Source organism: Pseudomonas sp. F2 (genome assembly GCF_057174385.1).
Genome location: NZ_CM169904.1, coordinates 902504 through 925415, shown reverse-complemented (window position 1 = coordinate 925415; position 22912 = coordinate 902504). Strand labels below are relative to the sequence as shown.

The following is a 22912-nucleotide window of genomic DNA, read 5'->3' as shown; positions in this document are numbered from 1 at the left end:
GCACGTCAACCGATGATCGAGCGGGTGAACCATGGAACTACGAATCAACCAGAAAACCTATCAGGTCGATGCCGACGCCGATACGCCCCTGCTGTGGGTGATCCGCGATGATCTGGGCATGACCGGCACCAAATACGGCTGTGGCCTGGCGCAGTGCGGCGCCTGTTCCGTGCTGGTGGACGGCAACGTGGTGCGCTCGTGCGTCACGCCGGTGGCCGGTGTGGTCGGTCGCGAGGTCACCACCATTGAGGCGATTGAGGCCGATGATGTGGGCAAACGGGTGGTCTCGACCTGGGTTGATCTGCAGGTCGCCCAGTGCGGCTACTGCCAGTCCGGCCAGGTAATGGCCGCCACGGCGCTGCTCAAGCAAAACCCCAAACCGAGTGACGCGCAGATCGAGGCGGCGATGGTCAACCTGTGCCGCTGCGGCACGTACAACGCCATTCACGCCGCCGTGCATGAGCTGGCCGGCAAGGGAGACGCCTGATGAACGTGCGTATCGATCCGTCCCAGGAAGCATCAGCACTGGCGCTGCACGAACCGATCAACGTGTCGCGCAGACGTTTCCTGGCCGGCACCGCCGTCGGCGCACTGGTGCTCGGCTTCGGCCTGCCGCTGGGCACGACTCGGGTGCAAGCCGCAGTGGCGGCCGCGACTGCCGAGCGTGGCACGCAGGTGCCGGCGTTTCTGGAAATCCGCCCGGACAACCGCGTGCGCCTGCTCTGCCCGTTCATGGAAGGCGGACAAGGTACGTTCACCGCGATGGCGCAGATCGTCGGTGAAGAGCTGGATGCCGACCCCGCGACCTTCCTGGTCGAAGCCGCGCCGCCCGGCGAAGCCTATGTGGTGATGGAAAACGGCATGCGCATCACCGGCGGCAGCATGTCAGTGCGCATGAGTTACCCGGTGATGCGCCGCCTCGGCGCCCTCGCCCGCGCCATGCTGCTGCAGGCCGGTGCGCAGAAACTTGGGGTGCCGGTCAGCGAGCTGAGCACCGAACCCGGCAAAGTCATGCACGCCAAATCGGGTCGCTCGCTGGCCTACGGCGAACTGGCCGAACACGCCATGGATCTGCCGGTGCCCGATCCGGCCTCGGTGCAACTGCGTGATCCGAGCCAGTTCCGCTGGATCGGCAAACCGGTGAAGCGCGTCGATGCCTACGACAAGTCCACCGGCAAGGCGCTGTACAGCATCGATCTGAAAGTCGATGACATGCTCCACGCCGCCGTTCAACATGCGCCGCGTTTGGGCATGACCGTAGGCAACTTGCGCAACGAAGAGCAGGTCAAGGCGATGAAAGGCGTGCATTCCGTGCATCGTCTGCCGGGTGCCGTGGCCGTGGTCGCCGAGCGTTGGTGGCACGCCAAACGTGCGGTGGAAGCGATTCAGGTCGACTGGCAAGAGCCGACTGCCGACAGCAACGCTCGGCCGATGCCTGCAGACTTTTCCAGCGATGCCTGGCTCAAGCGCCTGGCTAACGACAAAGGCCCGGCCAGGGATGATGAAAATGAGGGCGACGTGGCTGCAGTTCTGGCCAGCGCCAAAACCCGGATTGACGCCACTTACCACAACCAGTATCTGAATCACGGCCAGTTGGAGCCGCCATCGGCGCTGGCCCGCTTCAATCCCGACGGTTCGCTGGAGGTCTGGTTGCCGAATCAGGCGCCGGACATGTTCCGTGCCGACATCGCCAAACGCACCGGACTCGACCCGTCGCGCATCACCTTGCATTCGCCATTGCTGGGCGGCTTCTTCGGTCGGCATTTCCTCTACGACGCCGCCAGCCCCTACCCGCAGGCGATCGAGTTGTCCAAGGCGGTTGGCCGCCCGGTCAAACTGATCTGGAGCCGCGAGGAAGAGTTCCTGCGCGACGTGCTGCGTCCTGTAGCCGCGGTGAATTTCCGCGCCGCGCTGGACAACGACGGCTGGCCGCTGGCAATCGAAGCGATCAGCGCCACCGAAGGCCCGACCGAGGCGCTGGCCGGCAAACAGGGTGAGAAGCTCGACCCGACGGCGCTTGAAGGCTTGTCGGGCAAGTCCTATGCAATCCCCAACAAGCGCATCGCACAGATCTACGCCAAAGGCCCGGCGATGCTCGGTTACTGGCGTTCGGTGGGCAACTCGCTCAACGACTTCTTCTATGAGTCGTTCCTTGACGAACTGGCTGACAAGGGCGGCAAGGATCCGTTCGAATTGCGCCTGCACCTGCTGCGCGACAACCAACGGCTGACCACGTTGCTGCACGCAGTGGGCGAGCTGTCGGGTGGCTGGAAGCGTGGGCCGTTTACCGCGGCGGACGGCAGCAAACGTGCGCGAGGCGTGGCGATGGCGTCGCCGTTCGGTACCCAGACGGCGGTGATCGCCGAGGTCTCCATCGAGCATGGTCAGGTCAAGGTGCACGACATCTGGCAGGCAATCGACCCCGGCAGCATCGTCAATCCGGCGATTGTCGAAGCGCAGGTCAACGGCGCGGTGGCGCTGGGCCTGTCGCAGACCCTGGTGGAGGAAGCCGTGTGGATTGATGGCAAACCGCGTGCGCGCAACTACGACTTGTATCCGATCCTGCCGCCTGCGCGGATGGCCCGGGTCCACGTGCGTGTGGTCGAGAGCGGGGAAAAAATGGGCGGCATCGGTGAACCACCGTTGCCCGCTGTCGCGCCCGCCGTCGCCAATGCGGTGGCAACGCTGACCGGGCAACGGGTGCGCAGCCTGCCCATGAGCCGCCACACCTTCACTTGATCAGCGCCGGAGCGTCCATGAACAACAGCCGATTCGCAAGAACCGCAGGCTGGCTGGCAGTGCCGTGCCTGGTCGCGGCAGGCCTGCTGGCCTGGTATATCACCCGCGAGCCTGTCTCGCGCCTTGAAAACAACCACATCGCCGTGGCCGATATCGACCCGGCGCTGGTGGCTCGTGGCGAATACGTCGCCCGGCTCAGCGATTGCGTGGCATGCCACAGCGTGCCGGGCGGTGCGCCGTTCGCTGGCGGCCTGGAAATGGCCACACCACTGGGCGCGATCCACGCGACCAACATCACCCCGGAGCCGGAAACCGGCATCGGCCGCTACAGCCTCGCGGACTTTGACCGTGCGGTGCGCCACGGCGTGGCACCCGACAGCCGCCGTCTGTACCCGGCGATGCCCTACCCGTCCTACGCCAAGCTCAGTGACGACGACGTGCGCGCGCTGTACGCGTTTTTCATGAAAGGCGTGGCACCGGTCAAGCAGGCGAATATCCCGAGTGCGATTCCTTTCCCGTTGAACCTGCGCTGGCCGATTGCGTTGTGGAACGGTGTGTTTGCCGAAACCGAGCCTTACGTGGCCAAACCGGCGCAGGATGCCGTGTGGAATCGCGGCGCTTATCTCGTGCAAGGCGCCGGGCACTGCGGCAGTTGCCATACGCCGCGCGGTCTGGCGTTCAACGAGAAGGCTCTGGATGAATCCGCCACGCCGTACCTCGCTGGCGCCTTGCTCGATGGCTGGTACGCGCCAAGTCTGCGTGATGATCACAACACCGGCCTGGGCCGTTGGAGCGAGCCGGAGATCGTGCAGTTCCTCAAGACCGGGCGCAACAAACACGCGGTGGTTTACGGCTCGATGACCGAGGCGTTCAACAACTCCACGCAGTTCATGAGCGATGACGATCTGACCGCGATCGCCCGCTATCTCAAGTCATTGCCGGGGGATCGTCAGCGCGACGGCCAGCCGTGGCAGTACCAAGCGGCTTCGGCGACGGAACGTCTGGACGCGCCCGGTGCTCATACTTACGTCACGCGCTGTGCTTCGTGCCACGGCCTCGACGGCAAGGGCCAGTCGGAATGGATGCCGCCGCTGGCCGGCGCCACCTCGGCACTGGCCAAGGAAAGTGCTTCGGCGATCAACATCACCCTCAACGGTTCGCAGCGGGTGGTGGCGGCCGGAGTGCCGGACGCCTATCGCATGCCGGCCTTCCGTGAGCAGTTGTCGGATCAAGAGATCGCCGAAGTGCTGACCTTCATGCGCAGCACCTGGGGCAATCAGGGCGGTGCCATTGAAGCGCAGGCCGTCAACAAGCTGCGTGAACGTACCGATCCGGCCAGCAGCAGCCCGATCATCCTGCAAATGCGTTAGAGGAACGTTTGATGGAAAGCATCGACTTGCTGGTCCTGCGCACCGCGCGGGACTGGCTCGCCGCCGGCGAGCAGGTGTTGCTCGCCACGGTGGCGCGCACATGGGGCTCTTCGCCGCGCCCGACAGGGTCGATGATGGCTTTGCGTAACGACGGGCGCGTGGTGGGCAGCGTGTCCGGTGGCTGCATTGAGGACGATCTGATCCAGCGTTACACCACCGCGCAGGGCGGCAGCGGACTCAAGGACAGTGCACCCGAGGTGGTGCGCTACGGCGTCAGCGCCGACGAGGCGCATCGTTTCGGTTTGCCCTGTGGCGGCACGCTTGAGCTGATTCTTGAGTTCAATCCCTCATGGCAGGTGCTGGACCAACTGCTGCTGCAACTGGATGCCGGGCAACTGGTACGCCGCTGCCTGGCACTGGATGGCGGTCAGGTCACGCTGCAAACCACGGCCACCCCAGAGCAATTCAGTTTCGACGGCCAACGGATGCTCAATACCCTCGGGCCGGGGTATCGCCTGCTGATGATCGGTGCCGGCGCACTGGCCGAGTATCTGGCGACCATGGCCCTGTTCAACGGCTTCAAGGTCGCGGTGTGCGACCCGCGTGCCGAATACATCGACACCTGGGCGGTGGACGGTGTGGAGCGGATCATTGGCATGCCGGACGACGTGGTACGCGACTTCGCGGTCGATCTGCGCACCTGCATCGTCGCCTTGAGTCATGATCCGCGACTCGACGACCTGGCATTGCTCGAAGCCCTGCACAGCCCGGCGTTTTACATCGGCGCCATCGGTTCGCGGCGCAACAGTCAGCTGCGCCGCGAACGGCTGATCGAGCATTTTGGTGAGACCCAGACATCACTCGAACGGCTGCACGGGCCAATCGGCATTTACATTGGCAGCAAGACACCGGCGGAAATCGCCGTCAGCGTGATGGCCGAGATCCTGGCCGCGAAGAATGGCGCCAGTCTGCCGAAGGCGTTTTCGATTGCCAGCGCCAAGGCGCAGGAAGCCTGACTGGCGGACACATACAGCGCCTGGGTGATGACACTGATACAACCGTCACCGTGAGGCGGCTGTTCGGGTGAACTGCTGTTCCGTCACCACTCTGCCCCACTGGCTGCCCTGCTCTTCCATGGTCAGTTCGAACCCGGCCGCTTCGTACAGTCGGCGCGCGGCGTCGAGGCCTTTGAAGGTCCACAGCTGAATCGCGTCAAAGCCGTGCTGATCGCAAAACTCCACCGCCGCCCTCAGCAGTTGCCGGCCGACGCCACTGCCGCGGCAGCCGTCGTCGAGGATGAACCAGCGCAAATGCGCCTGATTGTTACCCAGGTCCTGCCCGTCGATTGCGATCGAGCCGACAATGCGCTCATCAAGCATCGCCACCCAGATCTGGTTGCAGGGCTGATCGAGACGCCCGACAAACTCCGCCGTTTCACTGGCAACACGCCCTTCGAAAACCGCGCCGAAACCGGAATGCCGCGAATAATAATCCGCATGCATTTGCGCCACGCGGCCAATAAGGCCGGGGCGATAGCCGGCGCTGATGTGCAGGTTCGGCGTGAGTGGCCGGTCAGCGCCCAGACGGATGCTTTTGAGCGCATGGGCGTAGGTTGCAAGGCCCTGCGCCACGCTCTGTTGTTGCGACGGATTGAGCGTGTTCAGTGCGTTGCTGACCTGCGCCCGGCCGTAGGCATGAATATCGTTGACGGTATGCCGGCCCTGCGCAGTCAGCTGCAACAGCTTGACCCGGGCGTCCTCGGCGGCACGCTCCTCGATCTCCCCGGCCTTGATCAGTTTGCCGACCATGCGGCTGACACTGGATTTTTCCAGGCCAAGGCTTTGCGCCAGTTGTGCAGCGCTGACGCCGTCCCCGGCCTCAATTTCCAGCAATGCGTGCACGCCGGAGGCTGAATAGTCGGTCGCCGCCAGGGTGGCGCGCAGGAAACCGAACTCACGCACCATCGTGCGCGACGCTGTACGGATTTCTTCGATCAAGGCTGTAGGGATACTCATGACACATCACCACTGAAATTTAGTTGTACCATACAACCATATTCCCCTTTGCCGACGCAAGCAGCCGACCACGCCGGGCAAGCGTCAGCGTGCCGACATCAAAACCGCAGCAAACGTCAGGCAAAAAAAGCCCCGCAACCGAATGAGGTGCGGGGCAAAGTATTGGTTGGTTGCGGCCAACCAAAGGAGCTCGGTCAGAACGGTGAGCGCGGCCGGGTCAGATGCAATCCTGGGCAGCGCGTTCAAAACTGGAAGGCAGGAAATTGGAAGCCAGCAAATGGCGCTCGTAGATGAACACCTTGCCGCCGTTGCCGGCCTTGTAGGCTTCCAGCACGTTGTCTGCCGACACCTTGCTCGGCACCACGATCCGGTAGCTGCGCTGGGTCTGCGAGACGGTCGGGTTCAGCGCACTGCTCTGCAGCTTGGGCACCACGCAATCGGCGTATTGCGCCGGGGTCTTGCGGGTCTGCAAGGTCAGCGTCGGGTCGTTCGGTGCGGAGGCGCAGCCGGCGAGCAGCAAGGAGGCAACCGCCAGGGTCGGGGCAAAAAAAGTACGCATCGGTGTAATCCTGAAAATAAAAGTCCGGTTCATCCGGCAACGGTTCAGCGTCACGGCGGCGCCGCTGCCCTTTTGGTTTTGAGTGTTCAGCTGGAAGCCACCAGCGCCTTGAGCGAGGCATCGAACTGCTTCAAGGCATTGAGTTGCAGATCACGTTGTTGCTCGATCTGTGCGGCAATCTCCTGCACCGCTTTGTCGTGTACCCAGACCGACGGAATCTGTTTCTCCACCGAGCCCTCGGCCTTGCCGATGTATTGCAGGTCGGCATCGTAGAAACGCGCGATGAAATGCGCCTCGTACAGGCTGTTTTGCTGGGTCAGCAAGCGGTTGAAGGTGTCGAGTTTCACCACAATGTCCGGGTGTGCCTGAATCAGCGCATCAAGGCTGTCGTAAACCGTCACCGACGAAAAATGACGCTGCAGCGAGCTGAGCAACCAATCAATGGCCAGCTCCGGGTCGGAACTGCTGACAAAGGCTGCACGAATTCGCGAATCCAGCGCATCCTTGGCGCCGTGCAACGCCATGTCGTGGTAGCGCGACAGGTATTGCAGGTTCTCCCGGGTGTTTTCGCTGTACAGCACACCCACGGTCTGTGAATGTTGCAATGTCGCGCTGCTGCCGGCGATTGGCTGAAGATGACACGCACAGGCGTCGTCGGCGTAAGACGGTGCCGTGGCTACCATACCGCTCATCAGCAGAGCGGTCAGTGCCAGTCGGGTCAGTGTCTTCATCGCGCAATTTCCTTGAGCTGCGTTTTCAATGAAGGCAATTTTCCGCCTATTGCTTGCAAAGCTGAACTTGCGTTTCGTGATGGTCACTATTACTTCTAGCGATAGTTACCGACGATAAGTTTGATCCATGCTCATCTCTAATGACTAAAACAACAGTGAGGACGCCGCTTTGAGAACCTTTGACCTGATCCGCGACGCGGTTTTGCCCGACTTTCGCGAGCGGGTGGCGGAATACCTGGTGCAGTACGAAAACGTGTTGCTGGACAAGGACATCACCGATGTGCAGCTCAAACGCGATACGGCCAATCAGTTGCGTGGCTATCTGCGCGGGCTGAACACCACGCGGGTGCTGGGCATGGCTTATTGGGAAGAACTGGATCGGCGGGTCGTCGACACCTGGCTCGCGCCACAGTCATGACGGCGAACGCCCGGCCATGACATCAGCGTGCGGAGCCTGCCAAAACGGCCCCGAACGCTTACAATCGCCGGCCCTACCGACCTTCTGACAGGCTCCCCCGGAAATGCCGCTCGACCCACTGACGATGCTGACCATTTCGATCGCTCTCGCAGCCGCCGCCGCGCTGTATCTGGCGGTCGAGTGGCGCAGCATTCGTGAGCCTTCGCTGCTGTTCTGGAGCGCCGGTTTCGCCACCATCACCATCGGTTCCACCCTGGCCCTGCTGCGCAGTAATGGTTTTCTGCTGATCGGCATCTGGTTCGCCAACGGCTTGCTGGTGACCGCGCACTTTCTGTTTTTGCTGGGGGTGGCGCGCTTCACGCAGATCCGTCTGTCCCCGGCCTGGTACCTGATTTTCGTCAGCTGGCTGGTCATGCTGTTATTGCCGGACGGGCCGCTGTGGTCGAAAGTCATGCTGGCCGCCAACTCGCTGCTGGTGGCCGCCTCGACGCTCAAGGCCAGTCTGCTGCTGCGCCCGCATGGCAGCTCGCTGAGCGTCGGCGCGGTGCAACTGCGCTACGTGTTGCTCGGTCACGGGTTGTTCTATGTGGCCAAGGCCTTGACCGTGATGATCCCGGGCACGCTGATCGATCTGGCGGCGTTCCGCGGTGAAATCATTCAGATTTCGCTGGTCGAAGGCGCAATGGCGATCATGCTGATTGCGCTGTCGATGACCGGCACCGAACGCTACCGGCGCGAGGAACAGATCGCCCGACTGGCCGCCCGTGATCCGCTGACCGCTCTCTACAACCGCCGCGCTCTCGATGTGCGCGCGCCGCGCTTGCTGCAGGACGTCTCCCCGGCGCATCCGGGCGCCTTGCTGCTGATCGATATCGACAACTTCAAATCAGTCAACGATCAGTACGGTCACAGCGCCGGCGACCGTTTGCTGGTGGCCTTGAGTGAAATGATCCGCGCCGAGACTTCCGATGAGACGCTCGCCGCCCGTTTGGGCGGCGACGAGTTCGTGATTTTGCTAAGCAACGCGCCCAGTGATCACGTCGTCAGACTGGGCGACGCCCTGCGCGATCAGTTTCACCGCAGCGCCGCCCAGGCATTCCCGACACCAGAGCCGGTGACGTTGAGCATCGGCGCCACCCTGTTCAACCAGCCGCCGGCCAGTCTCGCGGCATTGATCGAACAAGGCGACGCCGCGCTTTATGAATCCAAGCGCGGTGGGCGCAACCGCCTGCGCCTGACCGGAATCACCCCTTCAGGATGACCAGCCCCATGACCCGTTCCGAAACTCCCCTGCAAGACCTCGCCGCCCCCGCTGGCATCTGCTATGGCTGCGGCGGTCGCAACCCGCATGGGCTGCACGTCAAAAGCTTCTGGCACGAGGACGGCGTGCATGTGATGGCCGAACACCTGCCGGACGACAAATACTGCGGCTGGCCGGATCTGGTGTACGGCGGGTTGCTGGCGATGCTGGTCGACTGCCATTCCAACTGGACCGCGATGGCTTACCACTACCGCGCCGAACAGCGTGCCCCGGGCAGCCTGCCGCGCATCGACTGCGTCACCGGCAACCTCGGCCTCAAGTTCATCAAACCCACACCGATGGGCGTCACCCTGACCTTGCGCGCCAGGGTCGAAGGCGATGTCGGGCGCAAAACCCGGGTGATCTGCGAGGTGTACGCCGGGGAAGTACTGACGGCGGTGGGTGATTCGGTGTTCGTGCGGGTCGATACCGGGCAACTGGCGGACGCGGCGCACGGGCGCTGACTTCCCCCGCTCCCCTGTAGGAGCTGCCGCAGGCTGCGATCTTTTGACTTTAAAGATCAACATCAAAAGATCGCAGCCTGCGGCAGCTCCTACAGGGCATGATGCTCGAATTAACCCGCGCGCTGACCCGAAAGACTGCATGACCGATTTGCGGCCCACAGCAGCGATGGCAGACAGACGTCTAATCGCCTCGGCAATCGTAAGACTCACCTACATGTTTTTCCGCTTGTGGAGCGCACTGCCAACCCCTTATAAGAGCGGCTCTCACTCGCGAATTGAAGGATGCACCCATGAGCAATGCCTGGAACGAAGGGTATTTCACCGACGAGGGCTACACCTACTCGTATAGCCGGGAAATCAATCCGGTGTTCCAGCGTTTTTGCCTGTTGTTGCGCGGCTTTGCCACGCTGGAGAGTGCCGCTGGCTACCACTGCGAACTGGGCTTCGGCCAGGGTGTGTCGATCAACATCCATGCCGCCGCCAACCCGGGAAACTACATCGGCACCGATTTCATGCCATCCCAGGCCGCGCATGCCATTGCATTGGCGAGCGACTGGAACAGCCAGGCGCGCCTGTATGACGACAGTTTCGAGCAACTGCTGGCCCGGGATGACCTGCCGGCCTTCGACAGTATCAGCCTGCATGGCATCTGGACCTGGGTCAGCCGCGACAATCAGCAACTGATCGTCGAATTCGCCCGCCGCCACCTCAAACCCGGCGGGATGTTGTATGTCAGCTACAACTGTTTCCCGGGTTGGTCGCCTTCGGCGCCCTTGCGCAATCTGTTCAGTCTGCACAACCGCTTTGCCAGCCACGCCTCCACCAGCCCGGCCAAACGTATCGATGCCGCGATGCAATTTTCCGAAGCGCTGCTGGCGGCCAATCCGAAGTACGCCAGAACAGCGCCGGCTCTAGGTGCCCAGTTGCAGAGCATCAAGGGCCAGAATCGTCAGTACGTGGCCCATGAGTACTTCAATCGCGACTGGAACTGTATGTATTTCACCGATGTGGTCGACGCCATGGCGGCGGCCAAACTGGATTACGCCGCGACCGCCGTGCCATTGGATACCGTTGCAGCGCTGAATCTGAGTGCAGAAGGCATGGACTTTTTGCAGGGGATCGAGCATCCGGTCATGCGCGAACAGGCGCGCGACTACTTCATCAATCAGAACTTCCGCCGGGATCTGTACGTGCGCGGTGCCAATCGGCTGTCTGCCGCCGAACAGCGGGATGCCCTGCTGAGAAGCCGGTTTGTCCTGTTGCAAGCCATTGAAAACATTCCCGACACCGTCACCGGTCCCGCCGGCGCGGCTTCGCTGCAAGCGGAGATTTACAGCCCGGTGCTCGTAGCGCTCGCAGCCAATGCCTATGCAGCGAAGACCCTGCAGCAGTTATCGATGGCTGTGGGCTCCGTGTCTTACGACGACCTGGTGCAGGCTGTCACCGTGCTGATCGGCATGGGCGTCGCCGCCCCGTGCCAGAGCGAAGCCGCTGAAAGACAGGTGCAGGAACGTTGCGACACCCTCAACCTGCAACTGTGCAAGCGGGCGCTGTTCAACAGCGATATTCAGGTGCTGGCCAGCCCGGTCACCGGCGGTGGCGTGGCAGTCAGCCGCGTCCAGCAGTTGTTCCTGATTTCGCTCAAACAAGGCATGGCTGACCCGCAAGACTGGGCGCAACTGGCGTGGGCCGTCATCGGTGATCAGGGCGAAGTGCTGCTCAGGGATGACCAGCCGCTGCTCACCGCCGAAGAAAACCTTGCCGAGATGACTGAGCAGGCCCGGGCATTTGCCCAGACACCGCTGGACATTCTCATGGCGTTGAAGATTGCCTGATCCCTCCCCATGCCGAACGACTGGCCGCGATCACCTGCGGCCGGTCGTCTGCGTTTGCGGCCATGAATGCCGCCTCCGGAATTAACCTCCAGTAGTTCCACCCCTGATTCCCCGGCAAAAAAGCAAAATTGCCATGTGTTTCCATCGTTCCTTCTGGCGTCGCACTGTTCACTGCCCGTCCCTGTCTGTCTGGAGTTTCTCGATGCCGTCGCCCAAATCCCTGCCCTCTGCCCTGCTGGGCCTGGCCCTCGCCTGCCCGGTCATGGCCGAGGAACCCAAAGGCATGGAGCTGGGCCAGGTGCTGATTTCCGCTGACGAGACAAGTGGCACCAATGCCTCCGTGGCCGAGGCCGAAGCGCGTCTGGCGCAAGTGCCCGGCGGCAGCAATGTGGTCGACATGCGTCAGCCGTTGCAGGGCCGGGTGGCGAGCAATCAGGACGTACTGGCGTATCAGCCGGGGGTCTACGCGCAGTCGGCGGGCAACGAAGGGGTGAAGATTTCGATCCGTGGTTCGGGGATCAACCGCGCACCGGGCGCGCATGCCTCGGGGTTGTACACGATGCTCGACGGCCTGCCGCTGACCGGCCCCGGCGGCACGCCCTACGAATTGCTTGAGCCGCTGTGGCTCGACCGTGTGGAGGTGCTGCGCGGCGCCAACGGCTTTGATCGCGGCGCACTGGCGCTGGGTGGCGCCATCGATTACGTCAGCCACACCGGCTATGACGCGCCGAAACTGCAAGTGCGCTATGCCACCGGCAGCCACGGCTATCAGCAGCGTCAGATCAGTTCCGGGCAAGTGCTGGGCGACTTCGATTACTACGTGTCGCTGACCGACGCGAACGCCAACGGCTATCAGGATCACACCGCCAGCGAGAGCCAGGGCGTGATCGCCAACTTCGGCTATCGCTTCAATCCGAACCTGGAGACCCGCTTCTATTTCCGTTACCGCGAGACCGACAACGACCTCGCCGGCCGTGTGACCAAGCATTCGATCGAGCACACGCCACGGGCGGCCAACCCGGCTTACGTGGCGCGCGACGACAGTCGCAAACAACCGGGCAGCACCTTCATCGGCAACAAGACCACCTACTACATCGACGACGATTCGAGCATTCAGACCGGCCTGGTCTATCACGACTACCCGATGGACCTGCGCGAAGGCCCGAACCGTCTGAAAGTGGCCTACACCGACGTCAGCGGCACGTTCGACTACAAGCGCCGCGACACCCTGTTCGGCATGGAAAGCCGCAGCACCATCGGCCTGCGCACCACCAAACATTTGCCCAACGACGGCGCCAGTGAATTCGTGCGCATCCCGTCCGGCAACACCGCCGCGTATGCGCCGGGCACGCGCATGCGCAACTTCACCTATCAGGGTTCGGACACCGTTCTGCACGTCGGCAACGACCTGGAAATCGCCGACGACCTGTGGCTGACCACCGGCCTCGCCGCCCTCTACACCCGCCGCGAAAGCGCTGTCACCTACCCGCAAAACGGCGGCAAAACCAGCATGAGCGACTGGGACTATGCGCCGCGTCTGGGCCTGCGCTATCAGGTCACGCCGGACCTGCAACTGTTCGGCAACCTCAGCCGTTCGGTCGAAGCACCGCACCCGTGGTCGCTGATCTACAGCTCGAACATTCGCTTCCCGGCCGGCAACGGCGCGGCGACCGGCACCCAGAGCGACCCGATCAAACTGCAGAACCAGACTGCGACGACCCTCGAACTCGGCGGTCGCGGCGACAGCACGCTCGGCCAGTGGAGCCTGGCGTGGTACTACGCGCAGGTGCGCCACGAATTGCTGTCGGTGCTGCCGGACGCCAACGCCGTCACCCCGTACGAACTCAACGCCAGCCCCACCGTGCACCAAGGCGTGGAAGCCAGTCTGCAAAGCACGCTGTGGTCAGCCGCCGACGGACGTAAATTGAGCCTGCGTCAGGCCTACACGTTCAGCGATTTCCACTACCGCGACGACCCGCGTTTCGGCGACAACCGCCTGCCCGGCCTGCCGATGCACTACTACCAGGGCGAACTGCGCCACGACTGGCCGCAAGGCTTCTTCGCGGCGGTCAACACGCAACTGGTGTCCAAGGTCGCGGTGGATTACGCCAACAGCTACTACGCCGATCCCTACGCACTGTTCGGCGCCAGCGTCGGCTACAACGCGCCGAACAACGACTGGCAAACCTGGCTCGACCTGCGCAACCTGACCAACAAGCACTACTCCGCCACCGTTACGCCGGGGTATGACGACAAAGGTCTGGATGCGGCGCGGTCTACGCCGGGTGAAGGGTTGGGGGTCTATGTCGGGGTGTCGTGGAGTTTGCTTTAAGGGTTTACCGATTCGGTCATCCGTTGAAAGCCAGCGCGATCAAACAGGAGGCATCAGGAAATGGGACCGAAGACGCAAAAGCTGCTCATCGTTCTTGATCAATTGATCGAGATACTTGAATACGATGGAGACATGCACTGGAGCCAGTGGATGCGCAACACAAGAGCGCGTCTTCTTGCCTCTGATTATTCCGGGATCACCTACTTGTTATCGGCCTACGGTGGTATGGGCTCGTTCAATGATGTGGTTTTAGGGCAAAGTCGCGTCGATGGGGTATTTGCCTGGAAACCCGGCTACATCGAGTTGAACGAACAATTCGACACGTTGCGTGCCGAGGCAGCACAACTGGCCAAGGCAATCAGGGACTCGCAAAACTGACATTCCCTCGCCCCTCTCACTCATAAAACTTGCCGGCCAGCAAAATGCTCGCGCAGCGCTGCCATACGTTGGCTGAAGCGACTTCCGCCGCCACCTGCCTGGAACTGTCAATCGCCCAGGCACCTGCGGCTTCGAGAAACGCATCCACAGATCCATTTTCCCAACCCAAGGCGCTCCGCCCATAGGGGGACAGCGGTTCGTTCATCGTCTGCTCACGGGCGAAATCGGCACCCAGTGCCTGAATAAACGCAATGAACGATTGCTCGTCGGTCACACGCTCCAGCAATTCATCAAGATCATCAGAGCCAGACATCGTGGCAAATTCCTGTTGGTGAATGGGTTTGCCCGGGATGCTGCTATGCATCGACCAAAGGGTCAATCAGTCCGTCAAAACGGCCCCTGCGTCATCACCCGCGTCTCGATGATGTTGCGCAGCGCGTCAACCCGCTTCTGATACAGCTCAGTCAAGCAACCGACCTTGGCGCCACAGGCCTTGCGGCTTTTCAGAAAAGCCTGCTGTTCGCCGATCAGCGCGTCGCGCCCGCCCATCGGCAGCAGGCGTTTATCGAGGCTGAAGAGCTCGCCCATGGTGACGTCCAGATCGTTCAGCGTGCGGTTGGCGCAGACGGCTTTTTCGTCTGACGCTTTGGCCTTGGCACAGTCGAAACTGGCGGCGTGTGCTGAGTTGGCAGCGATTAGCAGCGCACAGCCGAGGGCCGCGACAGTCACCCGTGAAATTTCTCGAACTCGTGTCATGTCGTCGTATCCAACGTTGTAAGCCAATGGAGGTATGAAAATGAAAAATACTGACGACCGCAAGCCCGCAACCCCTCATAACGCGCCTCCGCTCGACGCTGCCGGCAAACCGGTGGATGTGGTTCGCCGGGATCTGCAGGACAGCGACGACGATACCAAAGCTGTGGACGAGGTGCTGACGCCGACCTCGATCCGCACCAAGGAACAGGAAGCGGAGGAACTCAAGCGCAAGACCGATGCGATCGAACGCAAGGTCGCCGACGGCAATTGACTTCCCAGCCTCAGGGCAGCGCTGACGTGATATGTCGGGCGGAAGGATTGCTTATTGCCAATCAATCCATCCGGCCGTGCGCTGGCCTTGGCCCTTTCTGCCCTTGGAAATACCTTCGTCCGCTCAACGGTTTGCAGCCCTTGAGCGGATACGTCCCGCGAGCCGTCAATCTCCCGCCCACGACCGTTCGGCGCTTTCTCTGGCAAGGCCGCAAATTCGCATCTAGGGTTGCATCGCTGGCGATATGCCAGCCACCCAGCGAATGTCGAATCGGCACTCGCCCGTAGCGGCACTGGAAAAGCAATCAGGGATGGTTTTTGTGCTTGCGGTTCTCCTGCGCTCTTGCCGAGCGCGTCACTGATCCCTGCGTTTCGTTGTGTTCTATCAAGGACAGAAAGATGAACAACGTACCGGTCAATTCTCTGCATCTGCCACTCAGGCAGGCCACACGCGACGCTCCCGAAGTCCCGCCCGGCGGGTTCGGCTGAGAACGCCGGCGCCAGCCCGGACGCGCTGACGTCTGCGCTGCGCGCACTGAAACCCGCACTCGATCAGATCCCGACGGATCAGGTAACCCGCTCGTGGAGAACAGCGCCTGCCGCTGTTCTTGCAGGTCGCGGCTGCCTGTCTGTCAGGTAAGGCGCCCCTTCTCGTCAGGGGGCGGTTTTGCAGCACCAATGAGGAAACCCTCGCTATGTCCCGTTCAACGGCCAACATCCCGCCTTACGGCGTCGCCATTCAAAGTGCGATCAAGCAAGGCGATGTGCAACACATGAAGACGCTGTTGCAGCAACGCGACACCAGCAAGCCTGAAGCGCAAGACCTGAAAGACGCGTACGAAAAACTGGCCAGGGAAGTTTCCAGGCACGAAAAGTCCTGAAGCCATCAATCACATTGCAATGGAGGCAAACAACATGTCCGGTTCTACTGAAAATGTCGGCCTGTTCCCGGTGAGCTATCGCATCGGCACCGGCGCGCCCGGTGCGCAGTCGCTGGCCCTGCATCTGCTGGTCTCAACACCCGATACGAAAGTCAGCGGCACCGCCGCGATCACCCAGGCGACCAATCCGCCACTCGACGTGCATTCCGACGTCTGGGGCGAGTACACCTACCTCACCGTGATGTCCCCCGGCGTCAGCAAAATCCTCGTGACCGCCCAGGGCAATCACGGCGGCCCAGGCGCCAACTCCATCGTGAATTTCAAAGTAAGACTGGTGGTCGGTACCGACTGGCGTGAAGGCGTTGCCAATTACAGTTACTTCGATGGTCAACGCTGGCATGAGGTCAACAACGCCCCGGCGCATCTGGTGGAATCGATCCCCTCACCGTTCAATCCCGGCCCGGTGATCAACCCGCACCCACCAATCCTGCCGCTGTATGCCGCACCGATTCAGAGCGCCATCGCCAGCGGTGATCTGGCACAGATGAAGAACCTGGCCAGGCTCGCCGAACAGCAACTGGAGCAACTGCCGAAATTGCGCGACGCACTGGACACCGCGAAGAAAGAGGTCAGCCGGCTGCAGAGCCACTGAGTCAGGCCACTTGATCCGCCATTCACTTAGGGAGTAGCACCATGTCGATTGGACTTTTTCACACCCGTCTCAGCATCAGCAATGCATTGCACGGCGCACCGGCTCTGACCCTTGATCTGCTGGTCGATACCGTGAACAAGCGTGTCAGCGGGATTGCCAGCGTGTTTCAGGCCACCTGGCCGACGGTCAATTTCCGCACTCAGGTCTGGGGCAGTTTTTCCGAAACCAAACTGACTGCAAACGTCGAGAACCACATCATCCTCACCCTTGACGGCGGTCCGAGCGGCCCGCTCAGCCAGATCGCCCAGACCTTCCACCTCAGAGGCATTCTGGGCGGCGACTGGGCCAGCGGTTTTGTCGATTATCGCTATGAAGAAAAGGGCCAGTGGCACGAAGTGAAGCACGTCGCGGTGCATCAGGCGCCCAGCGAGCAACCACACCCCACGCCACATCCGCAGCCACTGTACGCCGTGGCCGTGCAGCAGGCGCAGGCCGGCGGAGATCTGGCGCAGCTCAAATCCGTGGTGCAACAGGCCGAGCAACAAGTGGCGCATGAGGGCGCCTTGCGCAGTGCGCTTGAGCATCTGAAAGCGGAAATCACGCGTCTGGAAAAACGCTAACCGACAGGCCCCGGGCGCGATTGCACAGGATCGCGCCCGGGGCTAGTTCAACGGCGGTCAATGCCTTCGTAGCGCGCACAGGATGGTGCGCAAGGATTTCCCATGTCAGACGTGCGCCCTGCCCGTTATCTCAGCGACACCGATCTCAAACGCTACGTGCCAGTGCACGTGGTCTGGGAGATCACCCTGGCCTGCGACTTGAAATGCCTGCATTGCGGCTCCCGCGCGGGGCATCGCCGGCCTGATGAACTCAACACCCGCGAATGCCTGGACGTCATCGATTCACTGGCCGCGCTTGGCACCCGCGAGATCACCCTGATCGGCGGCGAAGCTTATCTGCGCAAGGACTGGACACAACTGATCAAGGCCATTCACGACCACGGCATGTACTGCGCGATCCAGACCGGCGGGCGCAACCTGACCCCGGCGAAGATGCAGGCGGCGGTCGATGCCGGGCTCGACGGCGTGGGCATTTCCCTCGATGGACTTGCGCCGTTGCACGATGCGGTGCGCAACGTTCCCGGTTCGTTCGACAAGGCCGTAGACACCCTGCGCCGGGCCAAAGCCGCGGGGCTGGCGGTGAGCGTCAACACCCAGATCGGCGCCGCGACCCTGCCCGACTTGCCAGCGCTGATGGACACCATCATCGAACTCGGCGCCACCCACTGGCAGATCCAGATCACCGTCGCCATGGGCAACGCGGTGGATCATCCGGAGTTGCTGCTGCAACCCTATCAATTGCTCGAAGTGATGCCGCTGCTTGCGCGGCTGTATCGCGAAGGTGTCGACCGTGGCTTGCTGATGAATGTCGGCAACAACATCGGCTATTACGGCCCGTATGAACACCTGTGGCGCGGCTTCGGCGACGAGCGCGTGCACTGGAGCGGTTGCGCCGCCGGCCAGACCGTTCTGGCACTGGAGGCCGACGGCACGGTCAAGGGCTGCCCGTCACTGGCCACCGTGGGTTTCTCCGGCGGCAATGTGCGCAGCATGAGCCTGCACGACATCTGGCACTACAGCGAAGGCATGCATTTCGGGCGCTTGCGCTCGGTGGATGACATGTGGGGTTACTGCCGTGGCTGTTATTACAACGACGTCTGTCGCGGCGGTTGCACTTGGACTTCGCACTCGCTGCTCGGCAAACCCGGCAACAACCCTTACTGCCATTACCGCACCCTGGAGCTGCACAAGCGCGGGCTGCGCGAGCGCATCGTCAAGGTCGAGGACGCGGCGCAGAAATCATTTGCGGTCGGCCGCTTCGACCTGATCACCGAACGCATCGACACCGGCGAGAAAGTCAGCAGCGTCAGCGACAGCGGTCAGGTGATCAAACTGGCATGGATCAATCAGGGCCAGCAATCGCCGGAGCAAGGCCGGATCGCCCCGCAACTGAGCCTGTGCCGCAGCTGCTTGCAGTACATCTATCCGCACGAGGTGATCTGTCCGCATTGCGCCGCCGATGTCGCCGCCGCCGAAGCCGAGCACCAGGCCAATCGCGCGCGGCAGCAGGCAATCATGAATACGCTGACCGGGCTGCTGGGTATCTCGCCCAGTCACTTGAACTGAGCGCTTGCTGCCCCTGCAGTCGATATTTTCCAACTCTGTCCCGGGTTTTCCTGCCCGGGGCAACTCTCCTCCTACCCTGCAAGCCGCGGTTTTACTGGCTTAATCCCTTCTGCTTCAGCAATTTGTATTCACATCCCAGCTTAATAATATTTTACCGATACCCCCCTCCTGCCTAGTCTGACCGCAAGCAAAACGGACAAGCCTGAAGCGATCCGAATCCACTTGCCTTGCCAGGAAGGATGTACAAATGAGCACTGAAACAATAAAAACAGACACGCTTGTCGTGGGCGCCGGACAGGCGGGGGTGGCGATGAGCGAGCACCTGAGCAAACTCGGTGTACCGCACCTGGTGCTGGAGCGCAGCCGCATTGCCGAACGCTGGCGCAGCGGGCGCTGGGACTCGTTGGTGGCCAACGGTCCGGCGTGGCACGACCGCTTTCCGGGGCTGGAATTCGATGACGTCGATCCCGATGGTTTCGCCCCCAAGGAGCGCGTCGCGGACTATTTCGAAGCCTATGCGAAGAAATTCAACGCGCCGATCCGCACCGGCGTCGAGGTCAAAAGCGTGGTGCGCAATGTCGGACGTCCGGGCTTCACTGTCGAGACCTCCGAGGGCGTGATCGAGGCCAGCCGGGTGGTCGCGGCGACCGGTCCTTTCCAGCGTCCGGTGATCCCGCCAATCGCACCGCAAGACCCGCGTCTGTTGCAGATCCACTCCGCCGACTATCGCAACCCGCAGCAACTGCCCGACGGCGCAGTGCTGGTGGTCGGTGCCGGTTCGTCCGGCGTGCAGATCGCCGATGAACTGCAGCGTTCCGGCAAACAGGTTTACCTTTCGGTCGGCGCTCACGACCGTCCGCCGCGTGCCTATCGCAACCGTGATTTCTGCTGGTGGCTGGGGGTGCTCGGCGAGTGGGATCAGGCGGCGATGAAACCCGGTCGCGAACACGTGACCATCGCCGTCAGCGGCGCCCATGGTGGACGCACCATCGATTTCCGGGGCCTGGCCCATCGCGGCATGACTCTGGTTGGCGTGACCGAGTCGTTCAACAACGGCGTGGTGACTTTCAAGCAGGACCTGGTGGACAACCTCAAGCGTGGCGATGACAACTACCTCGCCTTGCTGGATGCCGCCGATGCCTACATCGAACGCAACGGCCTCGACCTGCCGCAAGAACCTGAAGCGCGAGAGACCTATCCAGATCCGGAGTGCGTGAAAAATCCGCTGCTCGATCTGAATCTGGCGGAAGCCGGGATCACCTCGATCATCTGGGCCACCGGCTTCGCCGTGGATTATTCCTGGCTGCAAGTCGCGGCATTTGATGACAAGGGCAAACCGCAGCACCAGCGCGGCGTGTCCAGCGAGCCGGGGGTGTATTTCCTCGGCTTGCCATGGCAGTCGCGACGCGGTTCGTCGTTTATCTGGGGCGTCTGGCATGACGCCAAACACGTGGCCGACCACATCGCCACCCAGCGCAAATACCTTGATTACAAAGATGCCGAGCAGCGTGAAGCCGCCCTGCATTCGACCGCTCACACGAAAGCCGCCGACACCGTCGACGCTTGATTGCCTACTTTCGCGGCGGTGCTTCTGCGCCGCTGAATACCCAGTCTGGAGCTGTACATGAGCAAGCCAACTCACACCCGCATCCGTATGTTCAACACCAAGGACACTTACCCAAACCAGACCCTGGACAACGACCTGTGCCAGGCCGTGCGTGCCGGCAACACCGTGTATGTCCGGGGTCAGGTCGGCACTGATTTCGACGGCAATCTGGTGGGCCTCGGTGATCCGCGCGCGCAGGCCGAACAGGCGATGCGCAACGTCAAACAGTTGCTGGAGGAAGCCGGCAGCGACATGAGCCACATCGTCAAGACCACGACTTACCTGATCGACCCGCGCTACCGCGAGCCGGTGTACCAGGAAGTCGGCAAGTGGCTCAAAGGCGTGTTCCCGATTTCCACCGGGCTGGTGGTGTCGGCACTCGGGCAGCCGCAGTGGCTGATGGAGATTGATGTGGTGGCGGTGATTCCCGAGTAAGTCGGCAGACCGAGTCGCGGCTATCGCTGGCAAGCCAGCTCCCACAGGTTTTGAGGTGCTTACAGATTTTGTGACCAACCCAATAACTGTGGGAGCTGGCTTGCCAGCGATGAGGCCCGCAAGGACAACAAATTCCTCGAAAGGAGTTAGACCATGACCTTTTCAATCGCAGCCCGTTGCCCCGAAACCGGCCAGTTCGGTGTCGCCATCAGTTCCTCCAGCATCGCCGTCGGCGCGCGTTGCCCGTGGCTGCTGCCGGGGGTGGGTGCAGTATCGAGCCAGAACATCACCCTGCCGTCCCTCGGCCCGGAAGTCCTCGCGCTGATGGAACAAGGTCACGCGCCCGATGCGGCGCTGGACCAGGTGCTGACCCGCAACGGCTATAGCCAGTACCGGCAGATCACCGCGATCAACCACCTCGGCCAGACCGCGCATTTCAGTGGGGCGCAAACCCTCGGCGTGCACAACGCCGTGTCCGGCGAACAATGCGTGGCCGCCGGCAACATGCTCGCCGGGCGCGCGGTGATCGAAGCAATGGTCAGCGCCTTTGAAGACGGCGAAGGCCAATTGGCCGACCGCTTGATCAAGGCCCTGCACGCCGCCCAGGCCCTCGGTGGCGAAGCCGGGCCAGTGCATTCGGCGGCCGTGATGGTGGTCGGCGAACAGACCTGGCCGATCGTCAATCTGCGGGTCGACTGGGCCGACGAGAATCCGATCGGCGAGTTGCAAAAACTCTGGGACGCCTATCAGCCGCAGCTGCAGGACTACATCGATCGCGCGCTCGACCCGGCCAAGGCACCGGGCTATGGCGTTGCCGGAGATGATCGATGAGCAACAGCGCCGCGTTGCTCAAGACGCTGGTGGGGTTCGACACCACCAGCCGCGAATCCAATCTGCAACTGATCGAGTTCGTGCGTGATTACCTCGCTGGCTTCGACGTACCGTGCGAGCTGATCTACAACGCCGAGCGCAGCAAGGCCAATCTGTTCGCGACGATGGGCCCGGCCGGGCAACCGGGCATCGTGCTCTCGGGGCACACCGATGTGGTACCGGTCGACGGCCAGCCGTGGACCGTAGCGCCGTTCGAACTCAGCGAGCACGACGGCAAGCTGTTCGGGCGCGGCACCGCAGACATGAAGGGTTACATTGCCTGCGTGCTGGCCTTGGTGCCGGCGCTGGTGCAAGCAACACTGCGCATGCCGGTGCACATTGCCCTGTCTTACGATGAAGAAGTCGGTTGCCTCGGCGTGCGCTCGTTGCTCGCCGAACTGGAACAACGTCCAGTCAAACCTTTGCTGTGCATCATTGGTGAACCCACCGAACTGAAACCAGTGCTCGGCCACAAAGGCAAACTGGCGATGCGCTGCGACGTACACGGGCATCCGTGCCATTCGGCCTACGCGCCGCTAGGGGTCAACGCCATCGAGTATGCCGCCGAGCTGATCGGCGAACTGGGGCGCATCGGCCAACAACTGAAGGCACCCGAGCAGCACGACAGCCGTTTCGATCCGCCCTACAGCACGGTGCAGACCGGCGTGATCAGCGGCGGCAAGGCCTTGAACATCGTCCCCGCCGATTGCCGCTTCGACTTCGAAATCCGCGCCCTGCCCTCGCAGGATCCGAGCCTGGTCGCGCAGCAGTTGCAGTCCTACGCCGAGCAGCACGTGCTGCCGCGCATGCGGGCGGTCAGCGAGCACAGCGCGATTCATTTCAGTGAGCTGTCGGCTTATCCCGGCCTGGCCACCGATGCGCAGAGTCAGGCGGCGGAGCTGATCGCGGCGTTCTGCGGTTCAGGGGAATTCGGCACCGTGGCGTTCGGCACCGAGGGCGGGCTGTTCGATGCGGCGGGTATCCCAACGGTGGTCTGTGGTCCCGGCAGCATGGATCAGGGGCACAAACCGGACGAGTTTGTCAGTCGCGCGCAACTCGATGCCTGTGATGCGATGCTGCAACGGATGCTGGCTTTTATCCGCGCTTGAAACACG

At 62.2% G+C, this 22912-nt stretch carries 24 protein-coding genes; 19 read left to right on the top strand and 5 right to left on the bottom strand.

From position 1 onward, the window contains the following. Positions 1-31 precede the first annotated feature (31 nt). From AC193Q_RS04095 to AC193Q_RS04080, 4 genes are read left to right on the top strand one after another with little or no spacing between them, the layout of a single operon-like run. Entirely contained in the window at positions 32-487 is a 456-nt protein-coding gene (locus AC193Q_RS04095) for a (2Fe-2S)-binding protein (protein WP_027613020.1), read from the top strand. After that, positions 487-2739 (top strand): xanthine dehydrogenase family protein molybdopterin-binding subunit, encoded by a 2253-nt coding sequence (locus AC193Q_RS04090; RefSeq protein WP_121184968.1) that lies wholly within the window; start codon positions 487-489, stop codon positions 2737-2739. The genes AC193Q_RS04095 and AC193Q_RS04090 overlap by 1 nt, the downstream gene beginning before the upstream one ends. Before the next feature lie 17 nt (positions 2740-2756). Then, complete coding sequence (locus AC193Q_RS04085) at positions 2757-4109, top strand: cytochrome c (RefSeq protein ID WP_121184966.1); 1353 nt, start codon at positions 2757-2759, stop codon at positions 4107-4109. An 11-nt stretch (positions 4110-4120) separates the two neighbouring features. After that, positions 4121-5125: an XdhC family protein gene (locus AC193Q_RS04080; RefSeq protein ID WP_121184964.1), complete on the top strand. Its 1005-nt coding sequence runs from the start codon at positions 4121-4123 to the stop codon at positions 5123-5125. A gap of 45 nt (positions 5126-5170) precedes the next feature. On the opposite strand, the gene AC193Q_RS04075 is transcribed toward AC193Q_RS04080, so the two are convergent. The 3 genes from AC193Q_RS04075 to AC193Q_RS04065 form a co-directional block, all read right to left on the bottom strand. Next, entirely contained in the window at positions 5171-6124 is a 954-nt protein-coding gene (locus tag AC193Q_RS04075) for a bifunctional helix-turn-helix transcriptional regulator/GNAT family N-acetyltransferase (RefSeq protein WP_483879172.1), read from the bottom strand. 217 nt (positions 6125-6341) lie between these two features. Beyond that, positions 6342-6683 carry a hypothetical protein gene (locus AC193Q_RS04070; RefSeq protein ID WP_041062700.1) on the bottom strand — a complete coding sequence of 114 codons (342 nt, stop codon included), beginning with the start codon at positions 6681-6683 and terminating at the stop codon, positions 6342-6344. A gap of 86 nt (positions 6684-6769) precedes the next feature. After that, the gene (locus tag AC193Q_RS04065; RefSeq protein WP_121184960.1) at positions 6770-7414 is read right to left on the bottom strand and encodes an ATPase; all 645 of its coding nucleotides are present in this window, start codon (positions 7412-7414) and stop codon (positions 6770-6772) included. Positions 7415-7583: 169 nt separating this feature from the next. Here AC193Q_RS04065 and AC193Q_RS04060 point away from each other — a divergent pair, with 169 nt between their 5' ends. The 6 genes from AC193Q_RS04060 to AC193Q_RS04035 all read left to right on the top strand — a co-directional run bounded on the left by AC193Q_RS04060 (position 7584) and on the right by AC193Q_RS04035 (position 14141). Then, a complete protein-coding gene (locus AC193Q_RS04060) occupies positions 7584-7832 on the top strand; it encodes a hypothetical protein (RefSeq protein ID WP_047294879.1) in 249 nt (82 codons plus the stop codon). Between the two features lie 103 nt (positions 7833-7935). Beyond that, on the top strand, positions 7936-9093 hold the full coding sequence (locus tag AC193Q_RS04055) for a GGDEF domain-containing protein (protein ID WP_047294881.1): 1158 nt from the start codon (positions 7936-7938) through the stop codon (positions 9091-9093). A gap of 8 nt (positions 9094-9101) precedes the next feature. Further along, a complete protein-coding gene (locus AC193Q_RS04050) occupies positions 9102-9596 on the top strand; it encodes a PaaI family thioesterase (protein ID WP_047294883.1) in 495 nt (164 codons plus the stop codon). A 290-nt stretch (positions 9597-9886) separates the two neighbouring features. Then, the gene (locus AC193Q_RS04045) at positions 9887-11431 is read left to right on the top strand and encodes a class I SAM-dependent methyltransferase (protein ID WP_121184958.1); all 1545 of its coding nucleotides are present in this window, start codon (positions 9887-9889) and stop codon (positions 11429-11431) included. Positions 11432-11633: 202 nt separating this feature from the next. Continuing rightward, complete coding sequence (locus AC193Q_RS04040; RefSeq protein ID WP_121184956.1) at positions 11634-13763, top strand: TonB-dependent receptor domain-containing protein; 2130 nt, start codon at positions 11634-11636, stop codon at positions 13761-13763. A gap of 60 nt (positions 13764-13823) precedes the next feature. Further along, complete coding sequence (locus tag AC193Q_RS04035) at positions 13824-14141, top strand: DUF6966 domain-containing protein (RefSeq protein ID WP_483879171.1); 318 nt, start codon at positions 13824-13826, stop codon at positions 14139-14141. A 16-nt stretch (positions 14142-14157) separates the two neighbouring features. Here the strand turns inward: AC193Q_RS04035 and AC193Q_RS04030 are convergent, their stop codons facing one another. Then, the gene (locus AC193Q_RS04030; protein WP_483879170.1) at positions 14158-14505 is read right to left on the bottom strand and encodes a DUF7660 family protein; all 348 of its coding nucleotides are present in this window, start codon (positions 14503-14505) and stop codon (positions 14158-14160) included. A 23-nt stretch (positions 14506-14528) separates the two neighbouring features. Further along, a complete protein-coding gene (locus AC193Q_RS04025; protein WP_483879169.1) occupies positions 14529-14924 on the bottom strand; it encodes a lysozyme inhibitor LprI family protein in 396 nt (131 codons plus the stop codon). A gap of 13 nt (positions 14925-14937) precedes the next feature. On the opposite strand from AC193Q_RS04025, the gene AC193Q_RS04020 reads away from it, so the two are divergent. From AC193Q_RS04020 to argE, 9 genes are all read left to right on the top strand, one after another. Further along, positions 14938-15168 (top strand): hypothetical protein, encoded by a 231-nt coding sequence (locus AC193Q_RS04020; protein ID WP_027613005.1) that lies wholly within the window; start codon positions 14938-14940, stop codon positions 15166-15168. Between the two features lie 694 nt (positions 15169-15862). Then, positions 15863-16048, top strand: coding sequence for a DUF1843 domain-containing protein (locus AC193Q_RS04015; RefSeq protein WP_041062751.1), 186 nt, complete (start codon positions 15863-15865; stop codon positions 16046-16048). A 34-nt stretch (positions 16049-16082) separates the two neighbouring features. Then, positions 16083-16700 carry a DUF1842 domain-containing protein gene (locus tag AC193Q_RS04010; protein WP_047294895.1) on the top strand — a complete coding sequence of 206 codons (618 nt, stop codon included), beginning with the start codon at positions 16083-16085 and terminating at the stop codon, positions 16698-16700. Between the two features lie 41 nt (positions 16701-16741). Then, the gene (locus AC193Q_RS04005; RefSeq protein WP_121184948.1) at positions 16742-17320 is read left to right on the top strand and encodes a DUF1842 domain-containing protein; all 579 of its coding nucleotides are present in this window, start codon (positions 16742-16744) and stop codon (positions 17318-17320) included. A 102-nt stretch (positions 17321-17422) separates the two neighbouring features. Continuing rightward, positions 17423-18886, top strand: coding sequence for a GDL motif peptide-associated radical SAM/SPASM maturase (locus AC193Q_RS04000; RefSeq protein ID WP_483879168.1), 1464 nt, complete (start codon positions 17423-17425; stop codon positions 18884-18886). Between the two features lie 247 nt (positions 18887-19133). Beyond that, on the top strand, positions 19134-20453 hold the full coding sequence (locus AC193Q_RS03995; protein WP_095666853.1) for a flavin-containing monooxygenase: 1320 nt from the start codon (positions 19134-19136) through the stop codon (positions 20451-20453). 57 nt (positions 20454-20510) lie between these two features. After that, complete coding sequence (locus AC193Q_RS03990) at positions 20511-20927, top strand: RidA family protein (protein ID WP_003225869.1); 417 nt, start codon at positions 20511-20513, stop codon at positions 20925-20927. Positions 20928-21080: 153 nt separating this feature from the next. After that, a complete protein-coding gene (locus AC193Q_RS03985) occupies positions 21081-21758 on the top strand; it encodes a DUF1028 domain-containing protein (protein WP_483879167.1) in 678 nt (225 codons plus the stop codon). Further along, positions 21755-22906: an acetylornithine deacetylase gene (argE, locus tag AC193Q_RS03980; RefSeq protein WP_483879166.1), complete on the top strand. Its 1152-nt coding sequence runs from the start codon at positions 21755-21757 to the stop codon at positions 22904-22906. The genes AC193Q_RS03985 and argE overlap by 4 nt, the downstream gene beginning before the upstream one ends. Positions 22907-22912: the final 6 nt, after the last annotated feature.

Coding starts and splice junctions, on each gene's coding strand:
- AC193Q_RS03985 (WP_483879167.1), top strand. CDS start 21,081: ATGACCTTTTCAATCGCAGCCCGTTGCCCCGAAACCGGCCAGTTCGGT.
- AC193Q_RS04030 (WP_483879170.1), bottom strand. CDS start 14,505: ATGCATAGCAGCATCCCGGGCAAACCCATTCACCAACAGGAATTTGCC.
- AC193Q_RS04015 (WP_041062751.1), top strand. CDS start 15,863: ATGTCCCGTTCAACGGCCAACATCCCGCCTTACGGCGTCGCCATTCAA.
- AC193Q_RS04055 (WP_047294881.1), top strand. CDS start 7,936: ATGCCGCTCGACCCACTGACGATGCTGACCATTTCGATCGCTCTCGCA.
- AC193Q_RS04020 (WP_027613005.1), top strand. CDS start 14,938: ATGAAAAATACTGACGACCGCAAGCCCGCAACCCCTCATAACGCGCCT.
- AC193Q_RS03995 (WP_095666853.1), top strand. CDS start 19,134: ATGAGCACTGAAACAATAAAAACAGACACGCTTGTCGTGGGCGCCGGA.
- AC193Q_RS04040 (WP_121184956.1), top strand. CDS start 11,634: ATGCCGTCGCCCAAATCCCTGCCCTCTGCCCTGCTGGGCCTGGCCCTC.
- AC193Q_RS04070 (WP_041062700.1), bottom strand. CDS start 6,683: ATGCGTACTTTTTTTGCCCCGACCCTGGCGGTTGCCTCCTTGCTGCTC.
- AC193Q_RS04085 (WP_121184966.1), top strand. CDS start 2,757: ATGAACAACAGCCGATTCGCAAGAACCGCAGGCTGGCTGGCAGTGCCG.
- AC193Q_RS04075 (WP_483879172.1), bottom strand. CDS start 6,124: ATGAGTATCCCTACAGCCTTGATCGAAGAAATCCGTACAGCGTCGCGC.
- AC193Q_RS04000 (WP_483879168.1), top strand. CDS start 17,423: ATGTCAGACGTGCGCCCTGCCCGTTATCTCAGCGACACCGATCTCAAA.
- AC193Q_RS04005 (WP_121184948.1), top strand. CDS start 16,742: ATGTCGATTGGACTTTTTCACACCCGTCTCAGCATCAGCAATGCATTG.
- AC193Q_RS04065 (WP_121184960.1), bottom strand. CDS start 7,414: ATGAAGACACTGACCCGACTGGCACTGACCGCTCTGCTGATGAGCGGT.
- AC193Q_RS03990 (WP_003225869.1), top strand. CDS start 20,511: ATGAGCAAGCCAACTCACACCCGCATCCGTATGTTCAACACCAAGGAC.
- AC193Q_RS04050 (WP_047294883.1), top strand. CDS start 9,102: ATGACCCGTTCCGAAACTCCCCTGCAAGACCTCGCCGCCCCCGCTGGC.
- AC193Q_RS04090 (WP_121184968.1), top strand. CDS start 487: ATGAACGTGCGTATCGATCCGTCCCAGGAAGCATCAGCACTGGCGCTG.
- argE (WP_483879166.1), top strand. CDS start 21,755: ATGAGCAACAGCGCCGCGTTGCTCAAGACGCTGGTGGGGTTCGACACC.
- AC193Q_RS04045 (WP_121184958.1), top strand. CDS start 9,887: ATGAGCAATGCCTGGAACGAAGGGTATTTCACCGACGAGGGCTACACC.
- AC193Q_RS04095 (WP_027613020.1), top strand. CDS start 32: ATGGAACTACGAATCAACCAGAAAACCTATCAGGTCGATGCCGACGCC.
- AC193Q_RS04010 (WP_047294895.1), top strand. CDS start 16,083: ATGTCCGGTTCTACTGAAAATGTCGGCCTGTTCCCGGTGAGCTATCGC.
- AC193Q_RS04080 (WP_121184964.1), top strand. CDS start 4,121: ATGGAAAGCATCGACTTGCTGGTCCTGCGCACCGCGCGGGACTGGCTC.
- AC193Q_RS04035 (WP_483879171.1), top strand. CDS start 13,824: ATGGGACCGAAGACGCAAAAGCTGCTCATCGTTCTTGATCAATTGATC.